This is a genomic window from Photorhabdus australis DSM 17609 (assembly GCF_000711895.1).
In the GTDB taxonomy this organism is placed as follows: domain Bacteria; phylum Pseudomonadota; class Gammaproteobacteria; order Enterobacterales; family Enterobacteriaceae; genus Photorhabdus; species Photorhabdus australis.
Window position 1 is genome coordinate 1 of sequence record NZ_JONO01000073.1, and the last position, 18,127, is coordinate 18,127.

Consider the following 18,127-nt stretch of genomic DNA (forward strand, 5'->3'; position numbering starts at 1 on the left):
TAATCAACCCGAATTCTGTTTAAGCCGTCACTGAAAAATCGTCTTCCGAATAGAAAACTTTCAGTGATGGCTTCTTCTATTTAAGGCAATAAGCAATCAATTGCCTAAAACGGTCAACATAAATCCTTTTATACTTCGACGGCGAGAATGCTCTATTTGAGAAACGGTTTTTAATTGTCCATTAATCGTTTCGATGATGAAACGCCTTGATAACATTATCTTATCCCACTCAGTCAGTCGCTGTGCTTTCATATTTTGGCGCTTTTGGGTGATGAAAGTGACACCGGTTTTGCCTAAATTGTCTGCCAGTTCCTGACTGAGATAACCGTTATCGCCGTAAAGCGAAGCTGTTAATTCTGTTGTTAATTCGGCGAACAGTCATCCATATTACCGGCAGTGATTTTAAGCGCCAGGATTTCCCCCTGGTGATTGACAACCCGGTGTAATTTGAAACCATAAAACCATATATGGACGCCCCGATTATGCAAGCACTAAATTGATACGGTTTGCGACCTTATATCCGGCGTCATAAAGGGCTTATTTGCTCGAGCCATGATATCATCTGCCCCCTGTTTCCTAATCATCCGTCATCGGTATGTAACTACCTCGGTTTTACTCAGGTTATCGCAGGGCCGATAGCCGTTTTTTCATCAGTGTTTGCAAACTCGGTTAAAGCGTCTATTTTGATTCACTCAATTCAATTAATTGATAGCAAAAGCCTTCTTCATATTATAATCAACCTTATCCGTCAGAACACGCCAGATAATTTGGGTCAGTTTGTTGGCTAAAGCAACCACGGCTTTCATGGCCCCACATCGGGTAATCAGGGCTGTTAGCCACTCGCCTAAAGGGTCATCCCGTTTTTGTACGCCGCGCATCATGGCGCGGGCGCCATGAATAATTAACGTTCGGAGATGAAGATTACCCTGTTTGCTCAGGGAAGAGAGACGATTTTTCCCGCCCGAACTGTGTTGCCGGGGGACTAAACCACACCAGGCAGACAGTTGTCGGCCATTGGCAAATTGAGATGCGCTGACGTCACTCACGAAAGCAGCCGCAATAAGGGGACCGACACCGGGAAGAGTGAGCAGATGGTCATAACCTGGTTGCTGGCGAGACAGTGCCGCCATTGCTTTATCCATATTATGGATACGCAGGTTCAGGGCACGTAAATCTTCCCACGAGGTATAAAGTAAACGTCGCAGGACAGAAGACAAGGCATTGTTCTCATCTTCCAGAACATCAGGTAAATGGTGTTGAAGTGACTGAATGCCAACGGGAATAATCACGCCCTGCTCAGCGAGGAACGCCCGGAGTTGATTGGCAAGCGCGGTGCTCCACTATGAGCTGTCGGGCGCTACGCAATGCTTTAATATCCTGCTGTTCTACTGTCTTAACTGGGGCAAAATGGATACCCGGACGACAGGCAGTCTCGCAGATAGCCGACGCTATATCAGGTGTCTGGTATTAAGATTTTATATAATTTTTCCTTGGTTGTAGATTTCTACATTGCCCTCTAAACTATCTTTTGGTGTAGTCAAATGCCTTCTTGTGCTGGCAGCAGTTTGTTTTTTTAGGATCTTATTCATCCGTTCTGTTAGTTCATCTTATAGTAGGTACATTCATCTGTCATCGAGTACACGTCAGAGATAGTCTACATTTCCCACATGAGTCGGACTCAGGTAAATTTTTCTTTCTTTTAAATGTAAGTAAGCGATATTTGAGGTCTATATCTATTTGTTTTTGTTGGTAAGTTCTGACATAGGTAATGGGGTACAATCGAAGAAATTGGAACGGATAATTAAATGCAAACGATTATTGAAATAATACTCATTATTATTTACCATGGGCTATAATATGTACCAGAGAGTGCTATTTATGTATGTCTGCCTATGTAATGCGGTGAGTGATAGAACAATACGTAATGCGGTGCGTCAGCATCACGTTCACTCTATCAGAGAGTTAAAACGTATTGTTCCTGTAGGCCGTGATTGTGGGAAATGCATACGTCAAGCCAGAGAGCTAATTAATGAGGAAATTGCCCAACTGCCCAAGATAGATAAAGTTGCTTGATAAAAAATAAGACAAGTTTACTACTACTCTGCTGAATAGCTACTACACTTTAAGTACTGGAAGCGGAGGGTTAGACTATGAAAGGTGATAAAAAAATCATTGCTTATTTAAATAAACTTCTTGGAAATGAGCTTGTCGCAATTAATCAGTATTTTCTGCATGCCCGGATGTTCAAAAATTGGGGACTTACCCGCCTTAATGAGAAGGAATATCATGAATCTATTGATGAGATGAAACATGCCGATAGGTACATTGAACGTATTCTTTTTCTTGAAGGAATTCCTAATTTGCAAGATCTAGGGAAACTTAACATCGGAGAAGATATTGAAGAAATGCTCAGATCCGATTTGCAGCTCGAATTACAAGGAGCTCACGATCTGAGAGAAGCTATTGCTTATGCTGATTCAATTCATGACTATGTCAGCCGTGATTTGATGATAGATATCTTAGATGCGGAAGAAGGACATATTGATTGGCTAGAAACTCAACTTGAACTAATTGAACGCATGGGGATTCAAAATTATACCCAAGCGCAGATTCTTGAAGGAGAATAGTCACGCGCTATAAATAATGCCCTATCTTACTTACATTAATATAGTTAGGGCATTCTTTGCTTTTACATTTCATCTCTGAACAGATTCTCATCTGTATCTTGCTTTGCTAATTGATTTGCGTATAATGCGTGGGCTTACTTACTGTGTAGGTCTGATTTATCGATCAGCAAATGTGCAGTGGTTTTTACTGCCATTTGAAAATACTCCCGATATGGGGGTTATACATTGAACGATTACACTCTCCCATCAATCGAAATGGGTACGAGCAGTGATTATTTACGTTTATAAAATAGTTGGAGCTCTGGTCTCATGCAGAACCAAAGAATCCGTATCCGCCTGAAAGCATTTGATCATCGTTTGATCGATCAATCAACTGCGGAAATTGTCGAGACCGCTAAGCGTACTGGTGCGCAAGTTCGTGGTCCGATCCCGCTGCCGACTCGTAAAGAGCGTTTTACCGTTCTGATTTCTCCGCATGTTAATAAAGATGCGCGTGATCAGTACGAAATTCGCACTCATAAGCGTCTGGTTGACATCGTTGAGCCAACCGAGAAAACCGTTGATGCTCTGATGCGTCTGGATCTGGCTGCCGGTGTAGACGTGCAGATCAGCCTGGGTTAATCAGGTCATTGAACGATTGAGAGGTTGAAACAATGATTGGTTTAGTCGGTAAAAAAGTGGGCATGACTCGTATCTTCACTGAAGATGGCGTTTCAATCCCTGTAACTGTTATCGAAATTGAAGATAACCGCGTTACTCAGGTTAAAGACCTGGATAATGATGGTTATCGTGCAATTCAGGTTACTACTGGTAGCAAAAAAGCTAGCCGTGTGAACAAACCTGAAGCAGGGCATTTTGCTAAAGCTGGTGTTGAAGCTGGCCGTATCCTGCGTGAATTCCGCCTATCTGAAGGCGAAGAATATTCTGTAGGTCAAAGCATTAGCGTTGAGATTTTCGCTGACGTTAAAAAAGTCGACGTTACTGGTACATCTAAAGGTAAAGGTTTTGCCGGCACTGTAAAACGCTGGAATTTTCGTACCCAAGATGCTAGCCACGGTAACTCTTTGTCTCACCGTGTTCCGGGTTCTATCGGTCAGAACCAAACTCCGGGCAAGGTATTTAAAGGCAAGAAAATGGCAGGCCAACTGGGTAATGAACGTGTAACCGTTCAAAGCCTAGATGTAGTACGTGTTGATGCTGAGCGCAACCTGCTGCTGGTCAAAGGTGCTGTTCCAGGTGCGACTGGTAGCAACCTGATCGTAAAACCGGCTGTCAAGGCGTAACGTCGAGGAGATAGGAATGGAATTGGTAATGAAAGACGCGCAAGGCGCGCTGACTGTTTCCGAAACTACCTTTGGGCGTGATTTCAACGAAGCGCTTGTGCATCAAGTAGTTGTTGCTTACGCAGCTGGTGCACGTCAAGGTACTCGTGCTCAGAAAACCCGTGCTGAAGTTTCTGGTTCAGGTAAAAAACCATGGCGTCAGAAAGGCACTGGCCGTGCACGCTCTGGTTCTATTAAGAGCCCAATTTGGCGCTCTGGTGGTGTAACTTTCGCAGCTAAGCCACAGGACCACAGTCAAAAAGTTAATAAAAAAATGTACCGCGGCGCTCTGAAAAGCATCCTGTCTGAGCTGGTACGTCAAGATCGTTTGATCGTTGTAGAGAAGTTCTCTGTAGAAGCTCCTAAGACTAAGCTTCTGGTTCAGAAACTGAAAGAAATGACTCTGGAAGATGTGCTGATTATCACTAGTGAAGTTGATGAGAACTTGTTCTTAGCAGCTCGTAACCTGTACAAGGTTGATGTCCGTGATGCAGCGGGTATCGACCCAGTTAGTTTGATCGCCTTCGATAAAGTGGTCATGACTGCTGATGCTGTGAAGCAAGTTGAGGAGATGCTGGCATGATCCATGAAGAACGTCTGCTGAAAGTACTGCGCGCGCCGCATGTATCTGAAAAAGCTTCTACAGCGATGGAAAAAAGTAATACCATCGTTCTCAAAGTTGCGAAAGACGCGACTAAAGCAGAAATTAAAGCTGCTGTACAGAAATTATTTGAAGTCGAAGTTGAAGGTGTTAACACTTTGCTGGTTAAAGGCAAAACTAAACGCCACGGTCAGCGTATTGGTCGTCGTAGCGACTGGAAAAAAGCTTACGTCACTCTAAAAGAAGGCCAGAATATGGACTTCATTGGTGGCGCAGAGTAAGTCGGAGGAGTAAAGAACAATGGCAATTGTTAAATGTAAACCTACGTCTCCGGGCCGTCGCCACGTTGTTAAGGTGGTTAACCCTGAGCTGCATAAGGGCAAACCTTATGCTCCGTTACTGGAAAAAAGCAGCAAAACCGGTGGTCGTAACAACAATGGCCGTATTACCACTCGTCACATTGGTGGTGGCCACAAGCAGCATTATCGTTTGATTGACTTCAAACGTAATAAAGATGGTATTCCTGCTGTAGTTGAGCGCTTGGAATATGATCCAAACCGTTCAGCAAATATCGCCCTGGTTCTGTATAAAGACGGTGAACGTCGTTATATTCTTGCACCTAAAGGTTTGAAAGCTGGTGACCAGATCCAATCTGGTGCTGATGCCGCTATCAAAGCTGGTAACACATTGCCAATGCGCAATATCCCTGTTGGTTCTACTGTACACAACGTAGAAATGAAACCGGGTAAAGGTGGTCAGTTGGCTCGTTCTGCTGGTGCATATGTTCAGATCGTTGCTCGTGATGGTTCTTATGTGACCTTGCGTCTGCGTTCTGGTGAAATGCGTAAAGTTCTGTCTGATTGTCGTGCTACTTTAGGCGAAGTTGGTAATGCAGAACACATGCTACGCGTTCTGGGTAAAGCTGGTGCAAGTCGCTGGCGTGGTATTCGTCCTACTGTTCGTGGTACGGCGATGAACCCGGTAGATCACCCACATGGTGGTGGTGAAGGTCGTAACTTTGGTAAACATCCTGTAACTCCTTGGGGTGTTCAAACTAAAGGTAAGAAGACCCGTAGTAATAAACGTACTGATCAGTTCATCGTACGTCGCCGTACTAAAAAATAATTAGAGGATAAGCCATGCCACGTTCTCTCAAGAAAGGTCCATTTATTGACCTGCACTTGCTGAAGAAGGTAGAGAAAGCGGTGGAAAGCGGAGACAAAAAGCCTATTAAGACTTGGTCCCGTCGTTCAACGATCTTTCCTAACATGATCGGTTTGACCATCGCTGTCCATAATGGTCGTCAGCATGTACCAGTTTTTGTTTCCGACGAAATGGTTGGTCATAAACTAGGTGAATTCGCGCCGACCCGTACTTATCGCGGCCATGCGGCCGATAAAAAGGCTAAAAAGCGCTAAGGTAGGAGGAAGAGATGGAAACTATCGCTAAACATCGCCACGCTCGTTCTTCTGCTCAGAAGGTTCGCCTTGTAGCTGACCTGATTCGCGGTAAGAAAGTGTCGCAAGCTCTGGAAACTCTGACCTATACCAATAAGAAAGCTGCTGGTTTAGTGAAGAAAGTACTTGAGTCTGCTATTGCTAATGCAGAACACAACGATGGTGCTGATATTGATGATCTGAAAGTCACGAAGATTTTCGTAGACGAAGGCCCGACCATGAAGCGTATTATGCCTCGTGCAAAAGGTCGTGCAGATCGCATCCTGAAGCGCAGCAGCCACATTACTGTGGTTGTGTCCGATCGCTGAGACTCTGGAGACTAGCAATGGGTCAGAAAGTACATCCTAATGGTATTCGCCTGGGTATTGTCAAACCTTGGAACTCTACCTGGTATGCGAATACCAAAGAATTCGCTGATAACCTGGACAGCGATTTTAAAGTGCGCCAGTACTTGAATAAAGAATTGGCAAAAGCGTCTATTTCACGCATTGTTATTGAACGTCCTGCTAAAAGCATCCGTGTAACTATTCACACTGCTCGCCCAGGTATCGTAATCGGTAAGAAAGGTGAAGACGTAGAGAAACTGCGTAAAACTGTAGCGGAAATCGCTGGTGTTCCTGCGCAAATTAATATTTCTGAAGTGCGTAAGCCTGAACTGGATGCAAAACTGGTTGCTGATAGTATCACTTCACAGTTGGAACGTCGTGTTATGTTCCGTCGTGCTATGAAGCGTGCAGTCCAGAACGCAATGCGCTTGGGTGCCAAAGGTATTAAAGTGGAAGTAAGTGGCCGCTTGGGCGGTGCTGAAATCGCGCGTACTGAATGGTATCGTGAAGGTCGTGTACCATTGCACACATTACGTGCAGACATCGATTATAACACTTCAGAGGCGCACACCACTTATGGTGTACTCGGTGTTAAGGTATGGATCTTCAAAGGTGAGATCTTGGGTGGTATGGCTGCTGTTGAACAGGCGGAAAAACCGGCTGCGCAACCTAAAAAGCAGCAGCGTAAAGGCCGCAAGTAAGGAGAGTCGCTGATGTTACAACCAAAGCGTACGAAATTCCGTAAAGTGCACAAAGGCCGTAACCGTGGTCTGGCAGCAGGTGCGGATGTTAGCTTCGGCACTTTCGGTCTGAAAGCTGTGGGCCGTGGTCGTCTGACTGCACGTCAGATTGAAGCGGCACGTCGTGCTATGACTCGTGCAATTAAACGTCAAGGTAAAATCTGGATTCGTGTATTCCCAGACAAACCAATCACTGAAAAGCCACTCGAAGTACGTATGGGTAAAGGTAAAGGTAACGTAGAATATTGGGTTGCCTTGATCCAGCCCGGTAAAGTCCTTTATGAAATGGACGGTGTGTCTGAAGAGCTGGCTCGTGAAGCATTCAAGCTGGCAGCAGCGAAACTGCCTATCAAAACCACCTTTGTAACTAAGACGGTGATGTAATGAAAGCACAAGAGCTGCGCGAAAAAAGCGTTGAAGAGCTGAACACTGAGCTGCTGAACCTGCTGCGTGAACAATTTAACCTGCGTATGCAGGCAGCAAGTGGCCAGCTACAACAGTCTCATCTGTTGAAACAAGTGCGTCGTGATATCGCACGCGTTAAGACTTTACTGACTGAGAAGGCGGGTGCGTAATGACCGATAAAATCCGTACTCTGCAAGGTCGTGTTGTTAGTGACAAAATGGAGAAATCCATTGTTGTTGCTATTGAGCGTAAGGTGAAGCATCCTCTGTATGGTAAATTCATCAAACGTACGACTAAACTGCACGTACATGACGAGAACAATGAATGTGGAATAGGTGATGTGGTGGAAATCCGCGAAACCCGTCCATTGTCCAAAACTAAATCTTGGACCTTAGTTCGCGTTGTAGAGAAAGCGATTCTGTAAGCTGACTCGAATAGAGTAAACGGCTCAGGTAATGAGCCGTTTATTTTTTCTATCCATATCTGAGATGTGGTGTTATAATGCCGCGCCCTCATGATATGGGGTATCTGAACGGCCTCTTTAATATAGTGAAATATAGTGAAGTGGGCTCAGTAGTAGTTGACATTTAGCGGAGCACTAAAATGATCCAAGAACAGACTATGCTGAACGTGGCCGACAACTCCGGTGCACGTCGCGTAATGTGTATCAAGGTTCTGGGTGGCTCGCACCGTCGCTACGCACACGTCGGTGACATCATTAAAATCACCATCAAGGAAGCAATTCCTCGTGGTAAAGTGAAAAAAGGTGATGTCCTGAAAGCGGTAGTGGTGCGCACCAAGAAGGGTGTTCGTCGCCCTGACGGTTCTGTCATTCGCTTCGATGGCAATGCTTGCGTGTTGTTGAACAACACGAGCGAGCAAGTTATCGGTACGCGTATTTTTGGGCCGGTAACTCGTGAACTTCGTAATGAAAAGTTCATGAAAATTATCTCCCTGGCACCAGAAGTACTCTAAGGAGCGGACAATGGCAGCGAAAATCCGTCGTGATGACGAAGTTATCGTGCTGACTGGCAAAGATAAAGGTAAGCGCGGTAAAGTAAAACAGGTTCTTTCTACTGGAAAGGTCATTGTTGAAGGTATTAACTTGGTTAAGAAACATCAGAAGCCTGTTCCGGCTATGAACCAACCAGGTGGCATCGTTGAGAAAGAAGCTGCAATCCAAGTTTCAAACGTTGCAATCTTCAATGCGGCAACCGGTAAGGCTGACCGTGTAGGTTTTAGATTTGAAGACGGTAAAAAAGTTCGTTTCTTCAAATCTAACAGCGAAACTATCAAGTAATTTGGAGTAATACGATGGCGAAACTGCATGATTACTACAAAGACGAGGTAGTCCAAAAACTGATGACTCAGTTTGGCTACAATTCTGTCATGCAAGTCCCTCGGGTCGAGAAGATCACCCTGAATATGGGTGTTGGTGAAGCGATTGCTGATAAGAAACTGCTGGATAATGCAGCAGCGGATTTGGCCGCAATCTCTGGTCAAAAACCATTGATCACCAAAGCACGCAAATCAGTTGCAGGCTTCAAAATCCGTCAGGGCTATCCAATCGGCTGTAAAGTTACCCTGCGTGGTGAACGCATGTGGGAGTTTCTTGAGCGCCTGATTTCTATTGCTGTACCTCGTATCCGTGACTTCCGTGGTTTGTCTGCTAAGTCATTTGATGGTCGTGGTAATTACAGCATGGGTGTACGTGAGCAAATCATCTTCCCAGAAATCGATTACGATAAAGTGGATCGTGTTCGTGGTCTAGATATTACTATCACCACAACTGCGAAATCTGATGATGAAGGCCGCGCACTGTTGGCTGCTTTTAACTTCCCGTTCCGCAAGTAAGGCAGGGTATTCATGGCTAAGCAATCAATGAAAGCACGTGATGTGAAACGTGTGAAATTGGCTGAAAAATTCTTCACTAAGCGTGTAGAATTGAAAGCTATTATTTCTGATGTGAATGCATCTGATGAAGAGCGTTGGAATGCTGTTCTTAAGCTGCAAGCACTGCCACGTGATTCCAGCCCTTCTCGTCAGCGCAACCGCTGTCGCCAAACTGGGCGTCCGCATGCATTTTTGCGGAAGTTTGGGTTGAGCCGTATTAAAGTCCGTGAAGCCGCTATGCGCGGTGAAATTCCGGGCCTTAAAAAGGCTAGCTGGTAATTGTCACCAATTGAATCACGGGAGTAAAGACAGATGAGCATGCAAGATCCCATCGCGGATATGCTGACCCGTATCCGTAACGGTCAGGCCGCGAATAAAGTTGCGGTCACCATGCCTTCCTCTAAGCTGAAAGTGGCAATTGCCAAGGTGCTGAAGGAAGAAGGTTATATTGAAGATTATAAAATCGAAGGCGACACCAAGCCAGAGCTGGAATTAATACTGAAGTACTTCCAGGGTAAGGCTGTTGTAGAAAGTATTCAGCGCGTAAGCCGCCCAAGTCTGCGCATCTATAAGAAAAAAGATGAGCTGCCACAAGTCATGGCTGGTTTAGGTATTGCTGTCGTTTCTACCTCTAAAGGTGTAATGACTGATCGTGCAGCTCGCCAAGCTGGTCTTGGTGGCGAGATTCTCTGCTACGTAGCTTAATTCGGGAGGAAAGAATGTCTCGTGTTGCAAAAGCACCCGTCGTCATTCCTGCCGGCGTAGAGGTAAAACTCAACGGTCAGGTTATTTCGATTAAGGGTAAAAACGGCGAGTTGAGTCGTACAATCCACAGCGCAGTTGAAGTTAAGTATGCAGATAACCAGCTGACCTTCGCACCACGCGATGGTTATGTAGATGGTTGGGCACAGGCGGGTACTACTCGTTCTTTGCTGAATGCTATGGTTATTGGTGTTACCGAAGGCTTCACTAAGAAGCTTCAACTGGTAGGTGTTGGTTATCGTGCAGCAGTCAAAGGCAATGTTGTTAACTTGTCTCTGGGCTTCTCACATCCAGTTGACCACGAACTACCAGCAGGCATTACTGCAGAATGTCCGTCACAAACTGAAATCGTACTGAAAGGTGCTGATAAGCAGGTAATCGGTCAGGTTGCGGCAGAACTGCGCGCTTATCGTCGTCCTGAGCCTTATAAAGGTAAGGGTGTTCGTTACGCCGACGAAGTCGTGCGTATCAAAGAGGCTAAGAAGAAGTAAGGTAACACTATGGATAAGAAAGCAGCTCGTATCCGTCGTGCGACCCGCGCACGCCGCAAGCTCCAGGAACTGGGCGCGACTCGCCTGGTGGTACATCGTACCCCTCGCCATATTTATGCGCAGGTTATCGCACCAAACGGTTCTGAAACTTTGGTGGCAGCTTCTACTACAGAAAAAGCTATCAATGAGCAATTGAAATACACTGGAAATAAAGAAGCAGCAGCAGCAGTTGGTAAAGTAATTGCTGAACGTGCACTGGAAAAAGGTATCAAAAATGTATCCTTTGACCGTTCTGGTTTCCAATATCATGGTCGAGTCCAGGCACTGGCAGATGCTGCCCGTGAAGCTGGCCTTCAGTTCTAAGGTAGAGGTGTAAGATGGCTCACATCGAGAAACAAGCTGGCGAACTGCAGGAAAAGCTGATCGCGGTAAACCGCGTATCTAAAACCGTAAAAGGTGGCCGGATTTTCAGCTTTACCGCACTAACTGTTGTAGGTGATGGTAATGGTCGCGTTGGTTTTGGCTACGGCAAAGCACGCGAAGTTCCGGCAGCAATCCAGAAAGCGATGGAAAAAGCCCGTCGCAATATGAAAACCGTCGCACTGAACAGCGGCACTTTGCATCATCCAGTGAAAGGCTCACACACCGGTTCCCGCGTGTTTATGCAGCCTGCTCATGAAGGTACCGGTATCATTGCAGGTGGTGCTATGCGTGCTGTTTTGGAAGTGGCTGGTGTTCGTAACGTACTGGCTAAAACCTATGGTTCCACTAACCCAATCAATGTGGTTCGTGCAACCCTGGATGCTTTAGACAGCATGAAGTCTCCAGAAATGGTCGCAGCTAAGCGTGGTAAATCCGTCGAAGAAATTCTGGGGTAATGGCCATGGCTAAGACTATTAAAGTAACACAAATTCGCAGTTCAATCGGTCGCCTGCCTAAGCATAAGGCGACTCTGGTTGGTTTAGGTCTGCGTCGTATCGGTCATACAGTAGAGCGTGAAGATACTCCGGCTATACGTGGTATGATCGACTTGGTTTCCTATATGGTTAAAGTTGAGGAGTAACAGATGCGTTTAAATACTCTGTCTCCGGCTGAAGGTGCCAAGCATGCGCCTAAACGTGTAGGTCGTGGTATTGGTTCTGGCCTGGGTAAAACTGGTGGCCGTGGTCACAAGGGTCAGAAATCTCGTTCTGGCGGTGGCGTACGTCGCGGTTTCGAAGGTGGTCAGATGCCTTTATACCGTCGTTTGCCAAAATTTGGCTTCACTTCACGTAAGGCAATGGTTACAGCAGAAGTTCGTCTGTCTGATTTTGCTGCCGTTGAAGGCGATATTATCGATCTGAATGCACTGAAAGCCGCTAACATTGTTGGTATTCAAATTGAATTTGCGAAAGTTATACTTTCTGGCGAAATCAATCGCGCAGTAACTGTGCGTGGCCTTCGTGTTACTAAGGGCGCCCGTGCTGCAATTGAAGCTACTGGCGGTAAAATTGAGGAATAAGTAACAGATGGCTAAACAACCAGGATTAGATTTTCAAAGTGCTAAAGGTGGACTGGGCGAGCTGAAACGCAGACTGTTGTTTGTTATTGGAGCGCTGATTGTTTTCCGTATTGGCTCTTTTATTCCTATCCCTGGTATTGATGCCACTGTGCTTGCCAAATTGCTCGAACAGCAAAGGGGCACCATCATTGAAATGTTTAACATGTTCTCTGGTGGTGCTTTAAGTCGTGCTTCTATCTTTGCGCTGGGAATAATGCCGTATATTTCTGCATCTATTATTATCCAGCTGCTGACAGTGGTTCATCCAACGTTAGCCGAGATTAAGAAGGAAGGAGAAGCTGGTCGTCGTAAGATTAGTCAGTATACCCGTTATGGCACTTTAGTGTTGGCTATATTTCAATCTATCGGTATTGCTACCGGTTTGCCGAATATGCCAGGTATGCAAGGACTAGTAATTAACCCAGGATTTGCTTTCTATTTCACGGCTGTTGTGAGCTTGGTTACTGGGACAATGTTCCTGATGTGGCTGGGTGAGCAGATTACTGAACGAGGTATTGGAAACGGTATCTCTATCATAATTTTTGCTGGTATTGTTGCGGGTTTACCGCCGGCTATTGGCCATACCATCGAGCAAGCTAGGCAAGGCGATCTGCACTTCCTCCTGTTGCTGTTGGTTGCAGTGTTAGTGTTTGCAGTGACTTTCTTCGTTGTTTTCATGGAGCGTGGCCAACGACGTATCGTTGTTAACTATGCAAAACGTCAACAGGGTCGCCGAGTTTACGCAGCACAGAGCACACATTTGCCGTTGAAAGTGAATATGGCTGGGGTTATCCCTGCAATTTTTGCTTCCAGCATTATTCTCTTCCCTGGTACCATAGCTTCTTGGTTCGGGGGGGGAACTGGTTGGAACTGGCTGACTACTATTTCAATGTACTTGCAGCCTGGACAACCGCTTTATGTGTTACTCTACGCGTCTGCAATCATCTTCTTCTGTTTCTTTTATACCGCATTGGTTTTCAACCCGAGAGAGACAGCAGATAACCTGAAGAAGTCCGGTGCATTTGTACCAGGAATTCGTCCGGGAGAGCAAACGGCCAAGTACATTGATAAGGTAATGACACGCCTGACTTTGGTTGGTGCGATGTATATTACTTTTATCTGCCTAATCCCGGAGTTCATGCGTGATGCTATGAAAGTACCATTTTATTTTGGCGGTACTTCACTACTTATCGTAGTTGTGGTCATCATGGACTTTATGGCTCAAGTGCAAACTCTAATGATGTCAAGTCAATATGAGTCTGCATTGAAGAAGGCAAACCTTAAAGGTTATAACCGCTAATTGGTTTGCTCGAGAAGTTACGGAGAGTAAAAATGAAAGTTCGTGCTTCCGTCAAGAAATTATGCCGCAACTGCAAAATCGTTAAGCGTAACGGTGTCGTTCGTGTGATTTGCAGTGCAGAGCCTAAGCATAAACAACGCCAAGGCTAATAAAATAGCATATTTTTCTTGCAAAGTCGGTTTGAGCTGGCTAAATTAGCCAGCCAATCTTTTTTATATCACAGCAACATTGTTTGAGTATCCTGAAAACGGGCTTTTCAGAATAGTGTTGCCGTAAATAATTTTAGGAGTGCATAGTGGCCCGTATAGCAGGCATTAACATTCCTGATCAGAAGCATACCGTAATCGCTTTAACATCGATCTACGGAATTGGTAGAACTCGCTCTCAAGCCATTTGTGCTGCAGCGGGTATTGCTGAACATGTTAAGATCAGTGAGCTGTCTGAAGAGCAAATTGACAAGCTGCGTGACGAAGTTGCCAAATACGTTGTAGAAGGTGATTTACGTCGTGAAGTAACCCTGAGCATCAAACGTCTGATGGATCTTGGTACTTATCGTGGTTTACGTCACCGTCGTGGTCTACCAGTTCGCGGTCAGCGTACTAAGACCAATGCACGTACCCGTAAGGGTCCACGTAAGCCGATCAAGAAATAATCGGGGTATTGTATAATGGCAAAAGCACCTATTCGTGCACGTAAGCGTGTAAGAAAGCAAGTCTCTGACGGTGTGGCTCATATCCATGCTTCTTTCAACAACACCATCGTGACCATTACTGACCGTCAGGGTAACGCTCTGGGTTGGGCAACTGCTGGTGGTTCCGGTTTCCGTGGTTCTCGTAAATCTACTCCGTTTGCGGCTCAGGTTGCGGCAGAGCGCTGTGCTGAAGCAGTGAAAGAATACGGAATTAAGAACCTGGAAGTTATGGTTAAAGGGCCTGGTCCTGGCCGCGAGTCAACTATCCGTGCGTTAAATGCGGCAGGTTTCCGCATCACTAACATTACTGATGTGACTCCGATCCCTCATAACGGTTGTCGTCCACCTAAGAAACGTCGCGTCTAATAGCGTTTACTTTTTTAGGTTTGTTGGAGAAAGAAAATGGCAAGATATTTGGGTCCTAAGCTCAAGCTGAGCCGTCGCGAGGGTACAGATCTATTCCTGAAATCTGGCGTTCGCGCGATTGACACCAAGTGTAAATTGGAACAACCACCTGGGCAGCATGGCGCACGTAAACCGCGCTTATCTGACTATGGTGTACAGTTACGTGAAAAACAAAAAGTTCGTCGTATTTACGGTGTGCTGGAGCGTCAGTTCCGTAACTATTATAAAGAAGCAACTCGTCTGAAAGGCAACACAGGTGAAAACCTGCTTAGTTTGCTGGAAGGTCGCTTGGACAACGTTGTTTATCGTATGGGCTTCGGTGCAACTCGTGCTGAATCACGCCAAATGGTGAGCCACAAGGCTATCATGGTAAATGGTCGCGTTGTTAATATCGCTTCTTATCAGGTATCCCCGAATGACGTAGTCAGCGTTCGTGAAAAATCGAAAAAGCAGTCTCGTATTAAGGCGGCTTTAGAGCTGGCTGAGCAGCGTGAGAAACCAACTTGGTTGGAAGTTGATGCTGCGAAGATGGAAGGTGTGTTCAAACGTATTCCAGAACGTACCGATCTGTCCGCTGACATCAACGAACACCTGATCGTCGAGCTTTACTCTAAGTAAAGCTTAGCACCAAAGAGAGGACACAATGCAGGGTTCTGTGACAGAGTTTCTAAAACCGCGCCTGGTAGATATCGAGCAAGTCAGTTCGACGCACGCCAAGGTGACCCTTGAGCCATTAGAGCGGGGCTTTGGCCATACTCTAGGCAACGCACTGCGCCGTATTCTGCTTTCGTCTATGCCGGGTTGTGCGGTGACTGAGGTTGAGATTGATGGTGTACTGCATGAGTACAGCACAAAAGAAGGTGTACAGGAAGATATCCTGGAGATTCTCCTCAACCTGAAAGGGCTGGCGGTAAGAGTTCAGGGCAAAGATGAAGTTATTCTTACCTTGAATAAGTCTGGCATTGGCCCTGTGACTGCAGCCGACATTATCCACGACGGTGATGTCGAAATCGTCAAGCCGCAACATGTAATCTGCCACCTGACAGACGAAGCTGCTTCTATTAGCATGCGTATTAAGGTTCAGCGTGGTCGGGGTTATGTGCCGGCTTCTGCCCGGATTCATTCGGAAGAAGATGAGCGCCCTATTGGTCGTTTGTTAGTAGACGCTTGTTATAGCCCAGTAGAGCGTATTGCCTACAATGTTGAAGCAGCGCGTGTAGAACAACGTACCGATTTGGACAAGTTGGTTATCGAGATGGAGACTAACGGTACAATCGATCCTGAAGAAGCGATTCGCCGTGCAGCTACCATTTTGGCTGAACAGCTGGAAGCTTTTGTTGATTTACGTGATGTACGTCAGCCAGAAGTAAAAGAAGAGAAGCCAGAGTTTGATCCGATCCTGCTGCGCCCTGTTGACGATTTGGAATTGACTGTCCGCTCTGCTAACTGTCTTAAGGCAGAAGCTATCCACTACATCGGTGATTTGGTACAGCGTACCGAGGTTGAGTTACTTAAGACGCCTAACCTGGGTAAAAAATCTCTTACAGAGATCAAAGACGTACTGGCTTCACGTGGCTTATCTCTGGGCATGCGCTTAGAAAACTGGCCACCAGCAAGTATTGCTGATGAATAACTAGATCACAGGTTAAGGTTTTACTGAGAAGGATAAGGTCATGCGCCATCGTAAGAGTGGTCGTCAATTGAACCGCAACAGCAGCCATCGCCAAGCTATGTTCCGCAATATGGCAGGTTCTTTGGTTCGTCATGAAATCATCAAGACGACTCTGCCTAAAGCGAAAGAACTGCGTCGCGTCGTTGAGCCGCTGATTACTCTTGCCAAGATCGACAGCGTAGCTAATCGTCGTCTGGCATTCGCCCGTATTCGTGATAATGAAATCGTGGCAAAACTGTTTAATGAGCTGGGCCCGCGTTTTGCGAGCCGCGCAGGTGGTTACACTCGTATTCTGAAGTGTGGCTTCCGTGCTGGTGATAATGCTCCGATGGCATACATCGAGCTTGTTGACCGTGTTGTTGAGTTTCAAACAGAAGTTGCTACTGCGGAGTAATCTGTAGAGGCATGTAAAAGAACCGGGTTTATCCCGGTTTTTTTACACCTGCATGTTCGAATATCTCACTTATTTCTTTCAATCCTGTTATGCTGATATTGCAAACAATGTTGTCTATTATAGGAGGTATAAAGATGTATCGAATTGGACAACTGGCTAGATTAGCGAATGTGACCCCTGATACAGTGCGTTTTTATGAAAAACAGGGAATGATGGAACATCAGAACCGTACTGAGGGGGGATATAGGCTTTATACCAAACAAGATCTACAGCGTCTTCGATTTATACGTTATGCCAAGCAGTTAGGATTTACATTGGAAGCTATTACTGAATTATTGTCTATTCGTGTAGATCCTGATCATCATACTTGTGAAGAATCGAAGCAAATTGTAGACTCTAGATTGATGGAAGTAGAGGAAAAACTTCTTGAAATGCGAAAGATGCGCGATTCACTTAAGAGGCTAAGTGATGCTTGTTGTGGTAGTTCTCACATAAGCACATATTGTTCTATTCTTGAAACTCTAGAGCAAGGTGCTTTAAATAAGGAATAAATAATTCCCTTGTATTATTGGGAATTCAACAAATAAAATTGCTATTTTTTAGACAAATTAAGATGGCAGAAGAATATTATGACTGTATATCATCATAAAAAAGGTGTGATAAAAGATAATGCTATTGAAGCTCTATTATGTGATCCACTATTCAAACAACGAATTGAAAAAAATAAAAAAGGGAAAGGAAGTTATCAGAGGAAAGGAAAACACAGTAAATCAGGTAACTGGGAGGCCAGTGGTAAGGGAGTATTAGATTTGTTACCACTGGCTTTCTAATTTGGTAAGTTTATTTTTACTATTATATACTCAAGACACTTCAAAGTGCATGTTTGAAAAACGATTATGTTGTTGAATTTAAATGTTTTTATGTCTGACGGCTAAAGCATCTTGAAGTTCATTCGGTATAGATGAATCTTTTTATTGACGTGGGGATGGCTCATCTCGAATTTTGTGCCGTATTAGAAAATCATTACAACATTATTACACCATAGAAATGATTTTTAAAATAAATCTCTAGTTTTGGTGATGCCAAATTTCAGCTCTGGATGGGTATTTTGTTTTTTGTACGTTTGAAATCTAGATGAAGTAGTATCAATAACCTCAGTTTTGTTTAAGCATTGCAATTTCATAGTCACGTAAACCTAAGCTCGGCTTTTTGGGTTGGGATGTATAAGCAATGATATAAGCAATGAGTCCTGATACAACCTCCAGTAAAAAGCCGGCTACGCTCCGATGTCTTGAATGCTCTATCTGAGAAATATTTTTCAATTGGTCATTCACTGTCTCTATTAAAAAACGTTTTCTTAACATGGCCTTGTCCCAAAGGGATAAAAATTTGCCCTTCATATTACGGCGAACATTCGTGATTAATGTAATTCCTTCAGCTTTTAGTTCATCGCATAACGCTTGCGATAAATACCCTTTGTCGCCATAGAGATGCCCGGTTA

At 45.1% G+C, this 18,127-nt stretch carries 34 protein-coding genes and 1 pseudogene; 32 read left to right on the forward strand and 3 right to left on the reverse strand.

Annotated elements, in window-relative coordinates; all coding sequences use genetic code 11:
- Window positions 1-76: 76 nt before the first annotated feature.
- Both BO26_RS22340 and BO26_RS16720 read right to left on the reverse strand, forming a co-directional pair.
- Window positions 77-464 (reverse strand): annotated as a pseudogene (locus BO26_RS22340) (IS982 family transposase); the annotation flags it as partial.
- 237 nt (window positions 465-701) lie between these two features.
- Entirely contained in the window at window positions 702-1,289 is a 588-nt protein-coding gene (locus BO26_RS16720; protein WP_051691026.1) for an IS110 family RNA-guided transposase, read from the reverse strand.
- A 589-nt stretch (window positions 1,290-1,878) separates the two neighbouring features.
- Here BO26_RS16720 and bfd point away from each other — a divergent pair.
- The 32 genes from bfd to BO26_RS16875 all read left to right on the forward strand — a co-directional run bounded on the left by bfd (window position 1,879) and on the right by BO26_RS16875 (window position 17,456).
- The gene (gene bfd, locus BO26_RS22345; RefSeq protein ID WP_072023292.1) at window positions 1,879-2,073 is read left to right on the forward strand and encodes a bacterioferritin-associated ferredoxin; all 195 of its coding nucleotides are present in this window, start codon (window positions 1,879-1,881) and stop codon (window positions 2,071-2,073) included.
- A 77-nt stretch (window positions 2,074-2,150) separates the two neighbouring features.
- The gene (gene bfr, locus BO26_RS16725) at window positions 2,151-2,627 is read left to right on the forward strand and encodes a bacterioferritin (protein ID WP_036773444.1); all 477 of its coding nucleotides are present in this window, start codon (window positions 2,151-2,153) and stop codon (window positions 2,625-2,627) included.
- Window positions 2,628-2,936: 309 nt separating this feature from the next.
- On the forward strand, window positions 2,937-3,248 hold the full coding sequence (gene rpsJ, locus BO26_RS16730) for a 30S ribosomal protein S10 (RefSeq protein WP_001181005.1): 312 nt from the start codon (window positions 2,937-2,939) through the stop codon (window positions 3,246-3,248).
- Between the two features lie 32 nt (window positions 3,249-3,280).
- On the forward strand, window positions 3,281-3,910 hold the full coding sequence (rplC, locus tag BO26_RS16735; RefSeq protein ID WP_036773447.1) for a 50S ribosomal protein L3: 630 nt from the start codon (window positions 3,281-3,283) through the stop codon (window positions 3,908-3,910).
- A gap of 16 nt (window positions 3,911-3,926) precedes the next feature.
- A complete protein-coding gene (gene rplD, locus BO26_RS16740; protein ID WP_036773449.1) occupies window positions 3,927-4,532 on the forward strand; it encodes a 50S ribosomal protein L4 in 606 nt (201 codons plus the stop codon).
- A complete protein-coding gene (gene rplW, locus BO26_RS16745) occupies window positions 4,529-4,831 on the forward strand; it encodes a 50S ribosomal protein L23 (RefSeq protein WP_036773452.1) in 303 nt (100 codons plus the stop codon). The genes rplD and rplW overlap by 4 nt, the downstream gene beginning before the upstream one ends.
- A gap of 19 nt (window positions 4,832-4,850) precedes the next feature.
- On the forward strand, window positions 4,851-5,675 hold the full coding sequence (rplB, locus tag BO26_RS16750) for a 50S ribosomal protein L2 (protein WP_036773454.1): 825 nt from the start codon (window positions 4,851-4,853) through the stop codon (window positions 5,673-5,675).
- A gap of 14 nt (window positions 5,676-5,689) precedes the next feature.
- Window positions 5,690-5,968, forward strand: a complete 279-nt coding sequence (gene rpsS / locus BO26_RS16755) for a 30S ribosomal protein S19 (RefSeq protein ID WP_011148791.1) — start codon at window positions 5,690-5,692, stop codon at window positions 5,966-5,968.
- A 14-nt stretch (window positions 5,969-5,982) separates the two neighbouring features.
- Window positions 5,983-6,315, forward strand: coding sequence for a 50S ribosomal protein L22 (rplV, locus tag BO26_RS16760; protein WP_011148790.1), 333 nt, complete (start codon window positions 5,983-5,985; stop codon window positions 6,313-6,315).
- Between the two features lie 17 nt (window positions 6,316-6,332).
- Entirely contained in the window at window positions 6,333-7,034 is a 702-nt protein-coding gene (gene rpsC / locus BO26_RS16765; RefSeq protein ID WP_015836279.1) for a 30S ribosomal protein S3, read from the forward strand.
- A 12-nt stretch (window positions 7,035-7,046) separates the two neighbouring features.
- Window positions 7,047-7,457 carry a 50S ribosomal protein L16 gene (rplP, locus tag BO26_RS16770; protein WP_036773456.1) on the forward strand — a complete coding sequence of 137 codons (411 nt, stop codon included), beginning with the start codon at window positions 7,047-7,049 and terminating at the stop codon, window positions 7,455-7,457.
- Window positions 7,457-7,648, forward strand: coding sequence for a 50S ribosomal protein L29 (gene rpmC / locus BO26_RS16775; RefSeq protein ID WP_021322794.1), 192 nt, complete (start codon window positions 7,457-7,459; stop codon window positions 7,646-7,648). The genes rplP and rpmC overlap by 1 nt, the downstream gene beginning before the upstream one ends.
- On the forward strand, window positions 7,648-7,902 hold the full coding sequence (rpsQ, locus tag BO26_RS16780) for a 30S ribosomal protein S17 (RefSeq protein ID WP_011148786.1): 255 nt from the start codon (window positions 7,648-7,650) through the stop codon (window positions 7,900-7,902). Before rpmC ends, rpsQ begins: the two co-directional genes overlap by 1 nt.
- Before the next feature lie 179 nt (window positions 7,903-8,081).
- Window positions 8,082-8,453, forward strand: coding sequence for a 50S ribosomal protein L14 (gene rplN / locus BO26_RS16785; RefSeq protein ID WP_015836277.1), 372 nt, complete (start codon window positions 8,082-8,084; stop codon window positions 8,451-8,453).
- Window positions 8,454-8,463: 10 nt separating this feature from the next.
- On the forward strand, window positions 8,464-8,778 hold the full coding sequence (gene rplX, locus BO26_RS16790) for a 50S ribosomal protein L24 (RefSeq protein WP_036773458.1): 315 nt from the start codon (window positions 8,464-8,466) through the stop codon (window positions 8,776-8,778).
- Between the two features lie 14 nt (window positions 8,779-8,792).
- Entirely contained in the window at window positions 8,793-9,332 is a 540-nt protein-coding gene (rplE, locus tag BO26_RS16795; RefSeq protein WP_011148783.1) for a 50S ribosomal protein L5, read from the forward strand.
- Window positions 9,333-9,344: 12 nt separating this feature from the next.
- Complete coding sequence (gene rpsN / locus BO26_RS16800; protein WP_036773459.1) at window positions 9,345-9,650, forward strand: 30S ribosomal protein S14; 306 nt, start codon at window positions 9,345-9,347, stop codon at window positions 9,648-9,650.
- A 33-nt stretch (window positions 9,651-9,683) separates the two neighbouring features.
- A complete protein-coding gene (rpsH, locus tag BO26_RS16805; RefSeq protein WP_036773462.1) occupies window positions 9,684-10,076 on the forward strand; it encodes a 30S ribosomal protein S8 in 393 nt (130 codons plus the stop codon).
- A 14-nt stretch (window positions 10,077-10,090) separates the two neighbouring features.
- Complete coding sequence (rplF, locus tag BO26_RS16810; protein WP_036773464.1) at window positions 10,091-10,624, forward strand: 50S ribosomal protein L6; 534 nt, start codon at window positions 10,091-10,093, stop codon at window positions 10,622-10,624.
- A 9-nt stretch (window positions 10,625-10,633) separates the two neighbouring features.
- Window positions 10,634-10,987, forward strand: coding sequence for a 50S ribosomal protein L18 (gene rplR / locus BO26_RS16815; protein WP_036773466.1), 354 nt, complete (start codon window positions 10,634-10,636; stop codon window positions 10,985-10,987).
- Between the two features lie 14 nt (window positions 10,988-11,001).
- Entirely contained in the window at window positions 11,002-11,502 is a 501-nt protein-coding gene (gene rpsE / locus BO26_RS16820) for a 30S ribosomal protein S5 (RefSeq protein WP_036773468.1), read from the forward strand.
- 5 nt (window positions 11,503-11,507) lie between these two features.
- Entirely contained in the window at window positions 11,508-11,687 is a 180-nt protein-coding gene (gene rpmD, locus BO26_RS16825) for a 50S ribosomal protein L30 (protein WP_036773482.1), read from the forward strand.
- Window positions 11,688-11,690: 3 nt separating this feature from the next.
- The gene (gene rplO, locus BO26_RS16830) at window positions 11,691-12,125 is read left to right on the forward strand and encodes a 50S ribosomal protein L15 (protein ID WP_036773469.1); all 435 of its coding nucleotides are present in this window, start codon (window positions 11,691-11,693) and stop codon (window positions 12,123-12,125) included.
- A gap of 7 nt (window positions 12,126-12,132) precedes the next feature.
- Entirely contained in the window at window positions 12,133-13,464 is a 1,332-nt protein-coding gene (gene secY / locus BO26_RS16835) for a preprotein translocase subunit SecY (RefSeq protein WP_011148775.1), read from the forward strand.
- 32 nt (window positions 13,465-13,496) lie between these two features.
- The gene (gene rpmJ / locus BO26_RS16840; RefSeq protein WP_002227352.1) at window positions 13,497-13,613 is read left to right on the forward strand and encodes a 50S ribosomal protein L36; all 117 of its coding nucleotides are present in this window, start codon (window positions 13,497-13,499) and stop codon (window positions 13,611-13,613) included.
- Window positions 13,614-13,759: 146 nt separating this feature from the next.
- Window positions 13,760-14,116 carry a 30S ribosomal protein S13 gene (gene rpsM / locus BO26_RS16845; protein WP_036773472.1) on the forward strand — a complete coding sequence of 119 codons (357 nt, stop codon included), beginning with the start codon at window positions 13,760-13,762 and terminating at the stop codon, window positions 14,114-14,116.
- Between the two features lie 15 nt (window positions 14,117-14,131).
- The gene (rpsK, locus tag BO26_RS16850) at window positions 14,132-14,521 is read left to right on the forward strand and encodes a 30S ribosomal protein S11 (RefSeq protein WP_002919257.1); all 390 of its coding nucleotides are present in this window, start codon (window positions 14,132-14,134) and stop codon (window positions 14,519-14,521) included.
- A 36-nt stretch (window positions 14,522-14,557) separates the two neighbouring features.
- On the forward strand, window positions 14,558-15,178 hold the full coding sequence (rpsD, locus tag BO26_RS16855) for a 30S ribosomal protein S4 (protein ID WP_036773474.1): 621 nt from the start codon (window positions 14,558-14,560) through the stop codon (window positions 15,176-15,178).
- A 25-nt stretch (window positions 15,179-15,203) separates the two neighbouring features.
- A complete protein-coding gene (locus BO26_RS16860; protein WP_036773476.1) occupies window positions 15,204-16,193 on the forward strand; it encodes a DNA-directed RNA polymerase subunit alpha in 990 nt (329 codons plus the stop codon).
- Window positions 16,194-16,233: 40 nt separating this feature from the next.
- Window positions 16,234-16,626 carry a 50S ribosomal protein L17 gene (rplQ, locus tag BO26_RS16865; protein WP_036773478.1) on the forward strand — a complete coding sequence of 131 codons (393 nt, stop codon included), beginning with the start codon at window positions 16,234-16,236 and terminating at the stop codon, window positions 16,624-16,626.
- A gap of 134 nt (window positions 16,627-16,760) precedes the next feature.
- The gene (gene zntR, locus BO26_RS16870) at window positions 16,761-17,177 is read left to right on the forward strand and encodes a Zn(2+)-responsive transcriptional regulator (protein WP_036773479.1); all 417 of its coding nucleotides are present in this window, start codon (window positions 16,761-16,763) and stop codon (window positions 17,175-17,177) included.
- Between the two features lie 78 nt (window positions 17,178-17,255).
- Window positions 17,256-17,456: an alternative ribosome-rescue factor A gene (locus tag BO26_RS16875; RefSeq protein WP_036773481.1), complete on the forward strand. Its 201-nt coding sequence runs from the start codon at window positions 17,256-17,258 to the stop codon at window positions 17,454-17,456.
- A 324-nt stretch (window positions 17,457-17,780) separates the two neighbouring features.
- Here BO26_RS16875 and BO26_RS16880 read toward each other — a convergent pair.
- The coding region (locus tag BO26_RS16880) for a transposase (RefSeq protein WP_036773484.1) at window positions 17,781-18,127 on the reverse strand (347 nt) is incomplete at its 5' end.

Bases quoted from the DNA above. Each gene is read 5' to 3' on its own strand.
- bfd (WP_072023292.1), top strand. From the start codon at position 1,879: ATGTATGTCTGCCTATGTAATGCGGTGAGTGATAGAACAATACGTAAT.
- bfr (WP_036773444.1), top strand. From the start codon at position 2,151: ATGAAAGGTGATAAAAAAATCATTGCTTATTTAAATAAACTTCTTGGA.
- rpsJ (WP_001181005.1), top strand. From the start codon at position 2,937: ATGCAGAACCAAAGAATCCGTATCCGCCTGAAAGCATTTGATCATCGT.
- rplC (WP_036773447.1), top strand. From the start codon at position 3,281: ATGATTGGTTTAGTCGGTAAAAAAGTGGGCATGACTCGTATCTTCACT.
- rplD (WP_036773449.1), top strand. From the start codon at position 3,927: ATGGAATTGGTAATGAAAGACGCGCAAGGCGCGCTGACTGTTTCCGAA.
- rplW (WP_036773452.1), top strand. From the start codon at position 4,529: ATGATCCATGAAGAACGTCTGCTGAAAGTACTGCGCGCGCCGCATGTA.
- rplB (WP_036773454.1), top strand. From the start codon at position 4,851: ATGGCAATTGTTAAATGTAAACCTACGTCTCCGGGCCGTCGCCACGTT.
- rpsS (WP_011148791.1), top strand. From the start codon at position 5,690: ATGCCACGTTCTCTCAAGAAAGGTCCATTTATTGACCTGCACTTGCTG.
- rplV (WP_011148790.1), top strand. From the start codon at position 5,983: ATGGAAACTATCGCTAAACATCGCCACGCTCGTTCTTCTGCTCAGAAG.
- rpsC (WP_015836279.1), top strand. From the start codon at position 6,333: ATGGGTCAGAAAGTACATCCTAATGGTATTCGCCTGGGTATTGTCAAA.
- rplP (WP_036773456.1), top strand. From the start codon at position 7,047: ATGTTACAACCAAAGCGTACGAAATTCCGTAAAGTGCACAAAGGCCGT.
- rpmC (WP_021322794.1), top strand. From the start codon at position 7,457: ATGAAAGCACAAGAGCTGCGCGAAAAAAGCGTTGAAGAGCTGAACACT.
- rpsQ (WP_011148786.1), top strand. From the start codon at position 7,648: ATGACCGATAAAATCCGTACTCTGCAAGGTCGTGTTGTTAGTGACAAA.
- rplN (WP_015836277.1), top strand. From the start codon at position 8,082: ATGATCCAAGAACAGACTATGCTGAACGTGGCCGACAACTCCGGTGCA.
- rplX (WP_036773458.1), top strand. From the start codon at position 8,464: ATGGCAGCGAAAATCCGTCGTGATGACGAAGTTATCGTGCTGACTGGC.
- rplE (WP_011148783.1), top strand. From the start codon at position 8,793: ATGGCGAAACTGCATGATTACTACAAAGACGAGGTAGTCCAAAAACTG.
- rpsN (WP_036773459.1), top strand. From the start codon at position 9,345: ATGGCTAAGCAATCAATGAAAGCACGTGATGTGAAACGTGTGAAATTG.
- rpsH (WP_036773462.1), top strand. From the start codon at position 9,684: ATGAGCATGCAAGATCCCATCGCGGATATGCTGACCCGTATCCGTAAC.
- rplF (WP_036773464.1), top strand. From the start codon at position 10,091: ATGTCTCGTGTTGCAAAAGCACCCGTCGTCATTCCTGCCGGCGTAGAG.
- rplR (WP_036773466.1), top strand. From the start codon at position 10,634: ATGGATAAGAAAGCAGCTCGTATCCGTCGTGCGACCCGCGCACGCCGC.
- rpsE (WP_036773468.1), top strand. From the start codon at position 11,002: ATGGCTCACATCGAGAAACAAGCTGGCGAACTGCAGGAAAAGCTGATC.
- rpmD (WP_036773482.1), top strand. From the start codon at position 11,508: ATGGCTAAGACTATTAAAGTAACACAAATTCGCAGTTCAATCGGTCGC.
- rplO (WP_036773469.1), top strand. From the start codon at position 11,691: ATGCGTTTAAATACTCTGTCTCCGGCTGAAGGTGCCAAGCATGCGCCT.
- secY (WP_011148775.1), top strand. From the start codon at position 12,133: ATGGCTAAACAACCAGGATTAGATTTTCAAAGTGCTAAAGGTGGACTG.
- rpmJ (WP_002227352.1), top strand. From the start codon at position 13,497: ATGAAAGTTCGTGCTTCCGTCAAGAAATTATGCCGCAACTGCAAAATC.
- rpsK (WP_002919257.1), top strand. From the start codon at position 14,132: ATGGCAAAAGCACCTATTCGTGCACGTAAGCGTGTAAGAAAGCAAGTC.
- rpsD (WP_036773474.1), top strand. From the start codon at position 14,558: ATGGCAAGATATTTGGGTCCTAAGCTCAAGCTGAGCCGTCGCGAGGGT.
- BO26_RS16860 (WP_036773476.1), top strand. From the start codon at position 15,204: ATGCAGGGTTCTGTGACAGAGTTTCTAAAACCGCGCCTGGTAGATATC.
- rplQ (WP_036773478.1), top strand. From the start codon at position 16,234: ATGCGCCATCGTAAGAGTGGTCGTCAATTGAACCGCAACAGCAGCCAT.
- zntR (WP_036773479.1), top strand. From the start codon at position 16,761: ATGTATCGAATTGGACAACTGGCTAGATTAGCGAATGTGACCCCTGAT.
- BO26_RS16875 (WP_036773481.1), top strand. From the start codon at position 17,256: ATGACTGTATATCATCATAAAAAAGGTGTGATAAAAGATAATGCTATT.